Here is a 12,717-nt window from a genome sequence, read left to right on the forward strand (position 1 = left end):
TCACTTGCTGCGAGGGTCGAGGGCGTCACGCAGCCCGTCACCCAGCAGGTTGAAGGCCAGGACGGTGATGAAGATCGCCAGTCCGGGCACGAACATGTACTGCGGATCAGCCGTGTAGAGATCCACAGCGTTGCTGAGCATGCCGCCCCAGGAGGCCTGCGGCGGAGCGATACCGACGCCGAGGAAGCTCAGCGCGGCCTCGAACAGGATGTTCGTCGGGATGATCAGCGTCGAGTAGACGAGGATCGGCGCGACGAGGTTGGGGAGCAGTTCCCTGAACAGGACGTACGGGCCGCGTGCTCCGAGGCTGGTTGCGGCCTCGATGAACTCCCGCTTGCGCAGGGTCATGGTCTGCGCGCGAACGATGCGGCCGATGTACGGCCAGCTGAAGAAGCCGATCACGAAGATCAGCACGCAGATGCGAAGGGGCAGGCCGTCGAGACCGAAGAAGCCGTCCTGCACCGAGGCCGAGATCGAGATGGCGAACAGCAGCAGCGGGAACGCCAGGAAGGTGTCCATCAGCCTGCTGATGACGCTGTCGATCCAGCCGCCGTAGTACCCGGCGACGACACCGAGCACGGTGCCGATGCACACGGACAGCAGCGTGGCGCCGCCCGCGACCAGGAGGGAGACCCAGGAGCCGTCGATGACGCGGGCGAGCATGTCCCGGCCGTACTGGGGGTCCACACCGAGCGGGTGGTCCCAACTCATGCCTCCCCAGCCGCCCTTGGGCGCGAGGAGCGCCGGGTCGATGAGGTCCTGGTTGAACTTGTTGGGATCGAGGTTGAAGATCCACTGGATCGGCTTCGAGAACACCGCCATCAGCACGAGCAGGACGACGACGACGCCTCCCGCCATCGCCACCTTGTCCCGCTTGAAGCGCATCCAGGCGATCTGGGTGAGCGAGCGCCCCTCGATCTGGCTCTTCTTGACCCCGGAGAGCACGGCCTCGGGCTGTGCTCCGGCTTCCGCCCCGGTGGTCTCGATGGGTGCGGTCACGGTGCGATTGACCCCTCTCGGGCCGGCGATCGCCGACCCCCTGGCTGCCGCTGTAGCGGTTTTGTTTGTCTCGTACACGAGACCGACCCGGCCCGTGTCTTGCGGGGAGTCTTCAACGCTTTGGCGATCTGTTGCCAGACTTGGCGATGAAAGGATGCGTAAACGTGATGCTGTCTGCGAGGTTCCGTTATCCGGACAGCGGGTAACAGGGGTCGGACGCGCTGCGACAGGGGCATATTAGGACATCGCTGCCCTTTTCACCCTTATCTACGCGCGGAGAGTTGAGTGGCCGTCGCTTTCGGGGGCGGCCTCGAGGGACCTGCGGAACGGGTCAGTACCTGCCCTGGGCAGGGGGGTATCCGTAGCCCGAAACCGGCGCCTGGACAGGGGCGGTGGCGTGGGCCTCACGGTCGTAGAAGGGGCGTGCGCCGGTGCGCAGCCACATGGCGACCGGGTCATGCTCGTCGGACATCGCGACGGTCGAGACAGGGAGCCCGTCCGGTACGGCGCCGAGGGACTGCTGCATCATCGCGCGCACCGAATCCACGGCCGGCGGCGAGGTGTCGTAGACATCGAGTCCGATGGCGAGATACGGCGCCCCGAGCGCCGGTTGCACCCAGGCCCGGCGCAGCGACCGGACGGCCGGGGTGCGGTGGGCGTTCTGCGCGAGCAGGGCGTAGAACTGCGGGATCTCGATGGCCGGTTCGGACAGCCGCAGGGGTCCGGCGGGCTGGCGGTCCAGGCCCGTGGCGATCCGGCGCAGGTCGAGCCAGGGGATGCCGACGCCGCCGCCCGGGGCGTGCGGGTTGAGCCAGAGGCCGTAGTGGTCGGGGTACAGGGCGCGGGCCACGTCGATTCCGTCGACGACCTCGTAGCTGCGGTTCCAGCCGCTCGCCGAGAGCTCCTGGGCGGAGGTCACACAGGGGGCGTAGCCGTAGCCCTGGACCTCCATGTTTCCGTACTGGGCGTCGGGGGATCCGGCCTGGCCGTGCCACAGGAGCATCCAGATCTGGCCGCTGTGCGGGGTCGCGAGCGCGCGCAGGAGGGCCTCGTAGGCGTCATAACGCCCGGGCGTGACCTGGCGCAGCATGTGCTCGACCTGTCCGGCCGCGGCAGTGCCAGCGCTCACTTTTCTATCGCCCCTTCGTACAACACCCTCGTGCCAGCCGTGCACCTAGCTTAAGCCCGTGCGGGGGCTCGGAGCTTGGTGCCGGTCGGCGGGTGCGGGTCGTATGTGGTCGGGCGCGCCCACGCGGCGGAGCCGCATGATGGTACCGTCCCGCGCCCCTGAGGTATCTGACCTACCGCTGGTAAAAGGGCCGGACCCTGTCCCGCATCCACTCGCCCACCGGGTCCTCCGCGACGTCCAGGAGTACCAGGTTGACCGGCCAGGGAGCCGGGGCGGCGGTGACGGCGCGGGTGAGGGCCTCCAGGGGGAGGGCGCGCAGGTCGCCTTCCCACTGGGAGAGTTCGACGCCGACGAACATCACCGGATCGGCGGTCTCGATCGCGGCGAGGCAGCGGCGGGCGGTGACGACGACGCCGATCGCCTCGAACTCGGCGGAGGCGGCGGCGAGGAAGTCCACCGGGTCGTCCTGCCAGTCGGGCTCGAAGAGGCGCACCCGGCCGCCGCTCGCTGGGCCGTCCAGCGGGGTCCGGCCGGCCCGGCACAGCTCGGCGACGGCCGACGGCGGGAGCGGGATGCCGACGACGCCGCCCGGGTTGATGACCATCCCCGCGTGCGGGGGCAGACCGCGGGCGAACTCCACGGCCGGCGCGATGGTGTACGACATGTGCGAGCCGACGACCTGGCGGAACTGCTCCTCGGAGCTGAACACCGGGACGTACGCCTGGCCTTCGATCTCCATGCCGGGGAGGTCGAGGGGGCCGCTCTGCGGGCCGCCGCCGCTGGGCAGCGGGATCCACACGAAGCTCCGGCCGAGCACCTCGACGATCCGCCCGCCGGCCGAGGGGCCGGCGCCGAGGGAGGCCGAGAGCACCTCCTCCAGCTCGTTGCCGGGCCATCCGCCGTGCGGGTGTGTCTGCGTCTGCGCCGGGAAGTCCGCGGAGAAGTCCGCCGGGAAGTCCATCTGCCTACCGCCTGCCTGGAACCACTGCTGTGGCTCAAAGGCTAGCGGCTCGGGAACGGGGGACGGCCACCCCGTGAACCACGATGGGGGGCCGCGGGCGAACGGTCCGTTGCTCTCCGGGCCGACCGACCACGGTTGCCCGCCCATGAACACGGTTCACCGACCCGTGCCGCCTGCCCCATGAACACGATTCACCGACCACGGCCGCCGACCCCACGAACACGGCTGACCACCTGCGGCCGCCGGCCCTGTGAACCCGGCTCACCCACCGCGGCCGCCAGCCCTGTGACCAGAGCCGCCGGCCGCGGACGGCCGGTCCCGTCCGCGCCGGTTCACGGGCCGGGGCCGTCAGCCCGCGAAGGCGATGCGGTGCAGGGTGTTCGCCGCGTCGCGGTCGGCGAGGATCGCCGAGCCGCAGCCCGTGGGGAGTTCGCCGCGCTCCACCTCTCGCAGGAGGCGGTGGGTGGCCGCGCGGTGGCGCAGGAACGCGTACCGCGACACACCGCGGCCGCGGTCGCGCTGGCCGGCCAGGGCCTGCTCGGGGGTGACGTCGAGCATCAGCAGATGCAGCGTGCCGCCCCGGCGGCGGGCCTCGCGGGCGAGCCAGCGGCGGACCCAGGCCTGTGTGCCGCAGTCGTGCACGACGACGCCCTCGCCGGTGCGCAGGGCGCGCCGCAGCCCGGCGTAGTGGGCGAGGCGGACGAGCGGGCGGTAGACCGCGTACGGCAGGGCGCGCGGCATGCGGCGGTCCCAGTGGTCGCGGGTGTCCTGGGAGTCGATACGCCGGCCCGGCACGGTGCGCCGCATCAGCGTGGACTTGCCGCTGCCTGGCAGGCCCGTGACCACGACGATGTCGCGGGGGCCGAACAGCAGCGCGTGCGGGCCGCGGCCGGCGCGCTCGCGCAGATCGCGGACGACCGGCACCGGCTGCGGGCCGCAGGCCGCGCGTACCGGAGCGGTCGGCTGCTCGGGCAGCGCGATGCCCGACGTCGTGGCGTACGCGGTGGTCCTGTTCACCGTGATCGTCCTCCCCTGGGGCCAGGTACGGAGTCCCATGCCCGCCGAGTGTAAAGAGAAGGTAATGCCCGATGTCTCTGGTTTTAGTCCTCTTCCTGCAACAGGCCTGCTACAGGGTGGTCCCCCTGCCACCCCGCGACGATGCGTGCAATGATGTGCGCGCCAACTGCATACCGGCCGTTTGAATCCGCGCGGGAGAGTCCCCAGCACCGTCCGACGCTGGGGCGCCGAAGGAGCAAGTCCCTCCCTTGAATCTCTCAGGCCCCGTTACCGCGCGGGCGAGGCACATCTGAAAAGCGGGCCGCACCCTTCTCCGGAGTCCGGGGAAACGGCGTGGCCCCACCCAAGGTGCAAGCCGTGTCCCGTGTGGTCATGGCGAACCTCTCAGGTTCCGATGACAGATGGGGAGGAACGACCTCGCCCGTCATGCCTTTGGGAGACGACCGACCGATGAGCAGTACAGGAGAACTCCGCCACACCGCGCTCGATGCCCTGCATCGTGCGCTCGGCGCGACGATGACCGACTTCGCCGGCTGGGACATGCCCCTGCGCTACGGCTCCGAGCGTGACGAGCACAACGCGGTGCGTACGAAGGCCGGGCTGTTCGACCTCTCCCACATGGGGGAGATCACCGTCACCGGGCCGGGGGCCGCCGCCCTCCTCGACCACGCGCTGGTCGGCAACATCGGCGGGGTCAAGCCCGGCCGCGCCCGCTACACCATGATCTGCCAGGCCGACGGCGGCATCCTCGACGACCTGATCGTGTACCGGCTGGCCGAGACCGAGGCCCCCGAGTTCATGGTCGTGGCCAACGCCTCCAACGCCCAGGTGGTCCTGGACGCCCTGGTGGAACGTTCCGCCGGCTTCGACGCCGAGGTGCGCGACGACCGGGACGCCTACGCGCTGCTCGCCGTGCAGGGGCCGGAGTCCCCGGGGATCCTGAAATCCCTCACCGACGCCGACCTCGACGGCCTGAAGTACTACGCCGGTCTGCCCGGCACGGTCGCGGGTGTCCCGGCCCTCATCGCCCGCACCGGATACACCGGCGAGGACGGCTTCGAGCTGTTCGTGAAGCCCGAGCACGCCGTCGAGCTGTGGCAGGCCCTCACCAAGGCGGGCGAGGGCGCCGGTCTGGTCCCGTGCGGGCTGTCCTGCCGCGACACGCTGCGCCTTGAGGCGGGCATGCCGCTGTACGGGCACGAGCTGAGCACCTCCCTGACGCCCTTCGACGCCGGACTCGGCCGGGTGGTGAAGTTCGAGAAGGAGGGCGACTTCGTGGGCCGCCAGGCCCTGACCGAGGCCGCCGCGCGCGCCGAGCAGAACCCGCCCCGCGTCCTGGTCGGCCTCGTCGCCGAGGGCCGTAGGGTCCCGCGCGCCGGGTACCCGGTCGTCACCGGCGGCGAGGTGATCGGCGAGGTCACCTCCGGCGCCCCCTCCCCCACGCTCGGCAAGCCGATCGCGATGGCGTACGTCGACCCCGCGCACGCGGCGCCCGGCACACCCGGTGTGGCCGTGGACATCCGGGGCAGTCACGAGCCGTACGAGGTCGTGGCGCTGCCGTTCTACAAGCGCCAGAAGTAGAGACTGGCCAAGCGCCAGAAGCAGACACCGGCCGCGGGCCGTCACAGCGGTCCCGGGCATCACACCCCCGCTCACCAGCGGTCCCCCTTCATCAGCACTCCCGCGCGTACAGGAGAATCCAGGCCATGAGCAACCCCAAAGAGCTGCGTTACAGCAAGGAGCACGAGTGGCTGTCGGGCGCCGAGGACGGCGTCTCGACGATCGGCATCACGGAGCACGCGGCGAACGCGCTCGGCGACGTCGTCTTCGTCCAGCTCCCGGAGGTCGGTGCCACCCTGTCCGCGGGCGAGACCTGCGGCGAGCTGGAGTCGACCAAGTCGGTGTCCGACCTCTACTCCCCCGTCTCCGGTGAGGTCACCGAGGTCAACGAGGACGTCGTGAACGACCCGTCGCTGGTGAACTCGGCCCCCTTCGAGGGCGGCTGGCTGTTCAAGGTGCGCGTCACGGACGAGCCGGGCGACCTGCTCTCCGCCGACGAGTACACCGCGTTCTCCGCCGGCTGAGAGGTCGTAGCCGTATGTCCGTCCTGAACACATCCCTGCACGAGTTCGACCCGGCCGTCGCCGCCGCGGTCGACGCCGAGCTGCACCGGCAGCAGTCCACGCTCGAGATGATCGCCTCGGAGAACTTCGCCCCGGTCGCGGTCATGGAGGCACAGGGCTCGGTCCTCACCAACAAGTACGCCGAGGGCTACCCGGGCCGCCGCTACTACGGCGGCTGCGAGCACGTCGACGTGGTCGAGCAGATCGCGATCGACCGCGTCAAGGAGCTGTTCGGCGCCGAGCACGCCAACGTCCAGCCGCACTCCGGCGCCCAGGCCAACGCCGCCGCGATGTTCGCGCTGCTCAAGCCGGGCGACACCATCATGGGTCTGAACCTCGCGCACGGCGGGCACCTGACCCACGGTATGAAGATCAACTTCTCCGGCAAGCTCTACGACGTCGTCGCATACCACGTCGGCGACGACGGCCGGGTCGACATGGCCGAGGTGGAGCGGCTGGCGAAGGAGTCCCGGCCGAAGCTGATCGTCGCGGGCTGGTCGGCCTACCCGCGGCAGCTGGACTTCGCCGAGTTCCGCCGGATCGCGGACGAGGTCGGCGCGTACCTGATGGTCGACATGGCGCACTTCGCCGGGCTCGTGGCGGCGGGGCTGCACCCGAACCCCGTTCCGCACGCGCACGTGGTGACCACGACCACCCACAAGACGCTGGGCGGCCCGCGCGGCGGTGTGATCCTCTCCACGGCCGAGCTCGCCAAGAAGATCAACTCCGCTGTCTTCCCCGGTCAGCAGGGCGGACCGCTGGAGCATGTGATCGCGGCCAAGGCGGTCTCGTTCAAGGTCGCGGCCTCCGAGGACTTCAAGGAGCGCCAGCGCCGTACGCTGGAGGGTGCCCGCATCCTGGCCGAGCGTCTGGTGAAGGACGACGTCCGGGCCGTGGGCGTGGACGTCCTGTCCGGCGGCACGGACGTGCACCTCGTCCTGGTCGACCTGCGCCACTCGGAGCTGGACGGACAGCAGGCCGAGGACCGCCTCCACGAGGTGGGCATCACGGTCAACCGCAACGCGATCCCGAACGACCCGCGCCCGCCGATGGTGACGTCCGGTCTGCGGATCGGCACGCCGGCCCTGGCGACCCGGGGCTTCGAGACCGAGGACTTCGCGGAGGTCGCGGACGTCATCGCCGAGACGCTGAAGGCGCCCGCTCCCTTCGGGGCCGCCGACGCGGACGCGCTCAAGGCCCGGGTGAAGGCCCTGGCCGACAGGCACCCGCTGTACCCGGGCCTGAACAAGTAACGAAGAAACCTTTCAGGGCGCCGCGCCCGTCACGAGCGGTCGCGGCGCCCGGCCCACCGCACCACCCCCGTAGTCAGGAGTTCCCGTGGCCATCTCGGTCTTCGACCTGTTCTCGATCGGCATCGGCCCGTCCAGCTCCCACACGGTCGGCCCGATGCGCGCGGCCGGCCTGTTCGCCCGGCGGCTGCGCAACGAAGGGCTGCTGGAGTCGGTCGGCTCGGTCCGTGCCGAGCTGTACGGCTCGCTCGGCGCCACCGGCCACGGCCACGGCACGCCCAAGGCGGTCCTGCTCGGTCTGGAGGGCGACTCGCCGCGCACGGTCGACGTGGAGAAGGCCGACGACCGGGTGGACCGGATCAGGACCGGCGGCCGGCTGAATCTGCTGGGCGAGCACGAGATCGCGATCTCCTTCGACGACGACATGGTCCTGCACCGCCGCAAGGCCCTCCCGTACCACGCGAACGGCATGACCCTGTGGGCGCATGACGCCTCGGGCGCGGAGCTGCTGACGAAGACCTACTACTCGGTCGGCGGCGGCTTCGTCGTCGACGAGGAAGCCGTCGGCGCGGACCGCATCAAACTCGACGACACCGCCCTGAAGTACCCCTTCCGCACGGGCGACGAGCTGCTGCGCATGGCCCAGGAGTCGGGCCTGTCCATCTCGGCGATGATGCTGGAGAACGAGCGTGCCTGGCGCACCGAGGAGGAGATCCGCGAGGGCCTGCTGGAGATCTGGCAGGTGATGCGGGACTGCGTGGCGCGCGGCCTGTCCCAGGAGGGCATCCTGCCCGGCGGCCTCAAGGTGCGCCGCCGCGCCGCGAACACCGCGCGCAAGCTCCGCTCCGAGGGCGATCCGAAGGCCCTCGCCATGGAGTGGATCACCCTCTACGCGATGGCGGTCAACGAGGAGAACGCGGCCGGCGGCCGGGTCGTCACCGCCCCCACCAACGGCGCGGCCGGCATCATCCCCGCGGTCCTGCACTACTACGTCAACTTCGTGCCGGGAGCCGACGAGGAGGGCGTGGTCCGCTTCCTGCTCGCCGCGGGCGCGATCGGCATGCTGTTCAAGGAGAACGCCTCCATCTCCGGTGCCGAGGTCGGCTGCCAGGGCGAGGTCGGCTCCGCCTGCTCGATGGCCGCGGGCGCCCTGGCCGAGGTCCTCGGCGGCTCCCCGGAGCAGGTCGAGAACGCCGCCGAGATCGGCATGGAACACAACCTGGGCCTCACCTGCGACCCGGTCGGCGGGCTGGTCCAGATCCCGTGCATCGAACGCAACGGCATGGCCGCGGTCAAGGCCGTCACCGCCGCCCGCATGGCCATGCGCGGCGACGGCTCCCACAAGGTGTCCCTCGACAAGGTCATCAAGACGATGAAGGACACCGGGGCGGACATGTCGGTGAAGTACAAGGAGACGGCCCGGGGCGGGCTGGCGGTGAACATCATCGAGTGCTGAGCGCCGGGGCACCGGGGCCACCGGTCGTGGTCTTGCGATGCGAGATGGCGATACCGAAAATCAAGATGGCTGACATCGTTGCGGTGACCATGTTTCACGCGTGAAGGACCGAGCGATGCCCGCCCCAGCCACTGGTTCAGCCCCGACGCCCGTCAACCCGCGGTCCCGCGTCCTCGTCGCCAGCCTCATGGGCACGACGATCGAGTTCTACGACTTCTACATCTACGCGACCGCCGCGGTGCTCGTCTTCCCCCAGCTCTTCTTCCCCAGCAGCGACCCGACCACCGCGCTGCTGTCGTCCTTCGCGGTCTTCGGCGCCGCGATGGTCGCCCGCCCGATCGGCGCCGTCGTCTTCGGGCACCTCGGTGACCGGCTCGGCCGCAAGAAGACACTCGTCGTCTCGCTCCTGACCATGGGCATCGCCACGTTCCTCATCGGCGTTCTGCCCACCTACGCCCAGGCCGGCTGGGTGGCCACCGCCCTGCTCGTGCTGATGCGGCTCGCGCAGGGCTTCGCGCTCGGCGGCGAGTGGAGCGGAGCCGCCCTGGTCGCGACCGAGAACGCCCCCAGCGGCAAGCGCGCCCTGTACGGCACCTTCCCGCAGTTGGGCGCCCCGCTCGGGTTCATCATCGGCAACGGCCTGTTCCTGGTCATCGGCGCCCTGCTGCCGTCCGCGGCCGGTGCCGACCCCTCGCAGCCCTCGGACGCCTTCGTCAGCTGGGGCTGGCGCGTCCCCTTCCTGTTCTCCGCCGTGATGGTCGCGATCGGCCTGTGGGTGCGCTCCCGGCTCGTCGAGTCGGCGGTCTTCGCCAAGACCCGCGAGTCCGGCGGGGTGCGGCGGCTGCCGCTCGCCACCGTGGTGCGCAGCCACGGGAAGCAGTTGGTCCTGGGCACCTTCATCATGCTGGCGACCTATGTGCTCTTCTACCTGATGACCACGTTCTCGCTCAGCTACGGACGCACGGCGAAGGATGCCGCCGTGCCCGGACTCGGGTACGACTACACCACGTTCGTGCTCATGATGATCTTCGGCGTGCTGTTCTTCGCCGCGTTCACCCTGATCTCAGGGCCGCTCGCGGACCGGTACGGGCGGCGCGCCACCCTGATCTGGATCACCGCCGCGATCGTGGTCTTCGGACTGGTCTGGGTGCCGCTGATCGAACTGGGCACCCTCGGCGTGGTGCTGTGGCTCGTGCTCGGCTTCACCCTGATGGGCATGACGTTCGGCCCGATGGGCGCGCTGCTGCCCGAGCTCTTCCCGACCAGCGTGCGCTACACCGGCTCCGGCATCGCGTACAACGTCAGCTCGATCCTCGGGGCGGCGGTCGCCCCGTTCATCGCCGTGGCGCTGTGGGAGACCGGCGACGGCTCACCGTGGCTGGTCGGCGTCTACCTCTCGGCGATGGCGGTGCTGACGCTGATCGCGCTTCTGCTCGGCAAGGAGACCAAGCACGTCTCCCTGGACGACCGCGAAGCCGCCTCCGCCGACGACGCGCCCCGCGCCGAGGCCCCCTCCCCCACCGCCTGAAGCCGACCGGCGTTCACCACCGCCGGGCCGCGAGCCTCCTCGCGCCCGGCGTACGGCCGCCCTCGCGGGGCATAACAACAACCCCCGGCCCAAGGGAACTTCAGCCCCACCCGCACCAGAGGGAGCCCCATGCTGCGCGGCATCGACGTGAGCGCCTACCAGTCCTCCTCCTACGACACCGACGGCCTCTCCTTCGTCTTCGTCAAGGCGACCGAGGGGCGGTCCTACGTCAACCCCAAACTGGCCGCCCAGACGAAGCGCGCGCGTGACGCCGGGCTGGTCGTCGGCTTCTACCACTTCCTGTGGCCCGGCAACCTCAGCGCCCAGGCCGAGTACTTCGCCGGCAAGGCCCCGGAGCGGGCGGGCGACATCCTCGCCGTCGACTGGGAGACGACCAGCAACGGAACGCACGCGAGCAACGCGGAGAAGGACCTGTTCATCCGGAAGCTGAAGGACCTCCGGCCGAACAACCAGGTGGTGCTCTACTGCAACCGGAATTTCTGGCTCAACATCGACACGACGTCCTACGCGGGGGACGCCCTGTGGATCGCCGACTACGTCTCCGCGGGCAAGCCCCGCATCAAGGCGAAGTGGCGCTTCCACCAGTACACCGACAACCCGCTGGACAAGAACGTCGCCGACTTCGACAGCAAGGCCGCGCTGCGGAGATGGGCCGAGGACGCCTGACCTATGCGCTGAACTCAGGGGTGCGCTCCGGTGATGCCTCTGCCAGGGCCTTCGTGACGGCCTCGACGCCGGCGCGGAGGCCGTAGACCGGGGTCGCGGGCTGCTGGCGCCAGGAGTCGTCGATGCCGCCCGCGTCCACCGTGTCGAAGCCGAGGGCGTCGACGAGGTCCCGTACCTTGCGCTTGGCCGGCTCGTCGTCGGCGGCCACCGGGAGGGCCATGCGGTCGGGGTCGCCGGGCGGGAGCGGGCGTTCCAGGATGTCCTGGGCGTAGGTGCCGTTGAAGGCCTTGACGACCGCGTGGCCGATCCGGCGTTCCGTCCAGCGGCTCTCGGTGAGGCCGTCGTCCTCGATCCCCGCGATCCTGCCGTCCCGCTCCCGCGGGTAGTAGTTGCCGGTGTCGATGACCGCGACACCGTCCGCCGCCTTGTCGAGGAGGCCGGACGGCAGGTCCGGGACCGCCTTCAGCGGGATGGTGATCACGACGATCTCGGCGCCCTGCGGCGCCTCCTCGACCGTCACGGGCGTCGCGCCGGTCTCCTCCGCGAGGGCCGTGAGGGTGTGCGGGCCCCGGGAGTTGGCGACGGACACGTCATGCCCGAGGGCGGTGAGCCGCCGGGTCAGGTTGCCGCCGATGTTGCCCGCTCCGATGATGCCGATCTTCATGTCTCGCCTCGCCCTTCCGGGGATCGATAGCGCCTGGGCCTCCTCGCGGAGCCTTCGTGACCAGGGTCAACCTCCGGGGCGGAGGGGCTATTCCGGCTTCCCGGTAAGTGCGAACGGGTCCTCCAGTTCCCCGCGCAGCACCTCCGCCGCCCCTTCCTCGTCCCCGTCCGCCACCGCCCGGACGAGCTCCTCGTGGGCCTCGTCGCCGGTGTTCGGGTCGTGGCCGCGCAGGCCGGTCAGGGCCAGGAGTTCGATCAGGCCCTCGCGCAGGACGGGGGTGAACTCGGTGAACAGGTCGGCGAGCACCGGGTTGCGGGCGGCGGCGATCACGGTGGCGTGGAAGGCGATGTCCGCGTCGACGAAGGCCGCGTCGTCGGCGGTGGCGGCGGCGCGGCGGCCCTCCAGCGCCGCCCGCAGCGCCGCGATGTCGTCGGGGGTGCGGCGGCGCGCGGCGAGCCGGGCCGCGTGGACCTCGACCGCCATACGGACCTCGTAGACGTCGGTCACGGCGGCCCGGCGCAGCCGGGTGGGCCAGTCCTCGACCGGCTCGGTCGCGAGGACGAAGACACCGGCGCCCTGGCGCGGCCGCACCAGCCCGGCACCCGCCAGGGCGCGCAGCGCCTCGCGGACGGTCGAGCGGCCGACGCCCAGTTCCTTCGCCAGGGTCGTCTCGCCGGGCAGCTTGGTGCCGACGGGCCAGTGGCCGGCGGTGATCTGCTCGCGCAGCCGGGCGGCGGCCTGCTCGACCAGAGGGCTGGGGCGGACGGCGCCGAGCGGCATGCGCTTCACCAACTTGTCTGAGGAGTGAGGGGATTCTACCGAGGTTTCACTTGTCTGAGGAGCTGAGGAGTGGCTAGCGTACCGGGCATGACGTTCCGCGGTCTCCTTCTTCTCGGCTGCCGC

At 70.6% G+C, this 12,717-nt stretch carries 12 protein-coding genes and 2 riboswitches; of the genes, 6 read left to right on the top strand and 6 right to left on the bottom strand.

Annotation, left to right across the window (positions count from 1 at the left end; genetic code table 11):
* The 4 genes from ACFT32_RS34535 to ACFT32_RS34550 all read right to left on the bottom strand — a co-directional run bounded on the left by ACFT32_RS34535 (window position 1) and on the right by ACFT32_RS34550 (window position 4,106).
* Complete coding sequence (locus ACFT32_RS34535) at window positions 1-999, bottom strand: ABC transporter permease (protein ID WP_382497130.1); 999 nt, start codon at window positions 997-999, stop codon at window positions 1-3.
* Between the two features lie 331 nt (window positions 1,000-1,330).
* Window positions 1,331-2,089, bottom strand: a complete 759-nt coding sequence (locus ACFT32_RS34540) for an enhanced serine sensitivity protein SseB C-terminal domain-containing protein (RefSeq protein ID WP_382497423.1) — start codon at window positions 2,087-2,089, stop codon at window positions 1,331-1,333.
* A 211-nt stretch (window positions 2,090-2,300) separates the two neighbouring features.
* Window positions 2,301-3,089, bottom strand: a complete 789-nt coding sequence (locus ACFT32_RS34545) for an enhanced serine sensitivity protein SseB (protein WP_382497132.1) — start codon at window positions 3,087-3,089, stop codon at window positions 2,301-2,303.
* A 348-nt stretch (window positions 3,090-3,437) separates the two neighbouring features.
* Entirely contained in the window at window positions 3,438-4,106 is a 669-nt protein-coding gene (locus ACFT32_RS34550) for an AAA family ATPase (RefSeq protein ID WP_382497425.1), read from the bottom strand.
* A gap of 182 nt (window positions 4,107-4,288) precedes the next feature.
* Window positions 4,289-4,389: riboswitch (glycine riboswitch) on the top strand.
* A gap of 1 nt (window position 4,390) precedes the next feature.
* Window positions 4,391-4,517: riboswitch (glycine riboswitch) on the top strand.
* A 39-nt stretch (window positions 4,518-4,556) separates the two neighbouring features.
* On the opposite strand from ACFT32_RS34550, the gene gcvT reads away from it, so the two are divergent.
* The 6 genes from gcvT to ACFT32_RS34580 all read left to right on the top strand — a co-directional run bounded on the left by gcvT (window position 4,557) and on the right by ACFT32_RS34580 (window position 11,150).
* On the top strand, window positions 4,557-5,687 hold the full coding sequence (gene gcvT, locus ACFT32_RS34555; RefSeq protein WP_382497134.1) for a glycine cleavage system aminomethyltransferase GcvT: 1,131 nt from the start codon (window positions 4,557-4,559) through the stop codon (window positions 5,685-5,687).
* A 125-nt stretch (window positions 5,688-5,812) separates the two neighbouring features.
* A complete protein-coding gene (gene gcvH, locus ACFT32_RS34560) occupies window positions 5,813-6,190 on the top strand; it encodes a glycine cleavage system protein GcvH (protein ID WP_382497136.1) in 378 nt (125 codons plus the stop codon).
* Between the two features lie 14 nt (window positions 6,191-6,204).
* Window positions 6,205-7,482 (top strand): serine hydroxymethyltransferase, encoded by a 1,278-nt coding sequence (gene glyA / locus ACFT32_RS34565; protein ID WP_382497138.1) that lies wholly within the window; start codon window positions 6,205-6,207, stop codon window positions 7,480-7,482.
* 85 nt (window positions 7,483-7,567) lie between these two features.
* Window positions 7,568-8,935 (top strand): L-serine ammonia-lyase, encoded by a 1,368-nt coding sequence (locus ACFT32_RS34570; protein ID WP_382497140.1) that lies wholly within the window; start codon window positions 7,568-7,570, stop codon window positions 8,933-8,935.
* 115 nt (window positions 8,936-9,050) lie between these two features.
* Entirely contained in the window at window positions 9,051-10,463 is a 1,413-nt protein-coding gene (locus ACFT32_RS34575) for an MFS transporter (RefSeq protein ID WP_382497142.1), read from the top strand.
* Between the two features lie 129 nt (window positions 10,464-10,592).
* Window positions 10,593-11,150: a glycoside hydrolase family 25 protein gene (locus tag ACFT32_RS34580; RefSeq protein WP_382497144.1), complete on the top strand. Its 558-nt coding sequence runs from the start codon at window positions 10,593-10,595 to the stop codon at window positions 11,148-11,150.
* A gap of 1 nt (window position 11,151) precedes the next feature.
* On the opposite strand, the gene ACFT32_RS34585 is transcribed toward ACFT32_RS34580, so the two are convergent.
* Both ACFT32_RS34585 and ACFT32_RS34590 read right to left on the bottom strand, forming a co-directional pair.
* Window positions 11,152-11,838, bottom strand: a complete 687-nt coding sequence (locus ACFT32_RS34585) for an NADPH-dependent F420 reductase (RefSeq protein WP_382497427.1) — start codon at window positions 11,836-11,838, stop codon at window positions 11,152-11,154.
* A gap of 63 nt (window positions 11,839-11,901) precedes the next feature.
* Window positions 11,902-12,594: a FadR/GntR family transcriptional regulator gene (locus ACFT32_RS34590; RefSeq protein ID WP_382497146.1), complete on the bottom strand. Its 693-nt coding sequence runs from the start codon at window positions 12,592-12,594 to the stop codon at window positions 11,902-11,904.
* Window positions 12,595-12,717 lie beyond the last annotated feature (123 nt).

The organism is Streptomyces sp. NPDC057002 (genome assembly GCF_042673825.1).
In the GTDB taxonomy this organism is placed as follows: domain Bacteria; phylum Actinomycetota; class Actinomycetes; order Streptomycetales; family Streptomycetaceae; genus Streptomyces.

Coding starts and splice junctions, on each gene's coding strand:
- ACFT32_RS34540 (WP_382497423.1), bottom strand. CDS start 2,089: ATGCTGCGCCAGGTCACGCCCGGGCGTTATGACGCCTACGAGGCCCTC.
- ACFT32_RS34545 (WP_382497132.1), bottom strand. CDS start 3,089: ATGGACTTCCCGGCGGACTTCTCCGCGGACTTCCCGGCGCAGACGCAG.
- gcvT (WP_382497134.1), top strand. CDS start 4,557: ATGAGCAGTACAGGAGAACTCCGCCACACCGCGCTCGATGCCCTGCAT.
- gcvH (WP_382497136.1), top strand. CDS start 5,813: ATGAGCAACCCCAAAGAGCTGCGTTACAGCAAGGAGCACGAGTGGCTG.
- glyA (WP_382497138.1), top strand. CDS start 6,205: ATGTCCGTCCTGAACACATCCCTGCACGAGTTCGACCCGGCCGTCGCC.
- ACFT32_RS34575 (WP_382497142.1), top strand. CDS start 9,051: ATGCCCGCCCCAGCCACTGGTTCAGCCCCGACGCCCGTCAACCCGCGG.
- ACFT32_RS34580 (WP_382497144.1), top strand. CDS start 10,593: ATGCTGCGCGGCATCGACGTGAGCGCCTACCAGTCCTCCTCCTACGAC.
- ACFT32_RS34590 (WP_382497146.1), bottom strand. CDS start 12,594: ATGCCGCTCGGCGCCGTCCGCCCCAGCCCTCTGGTCGAGCAGGCCGCC.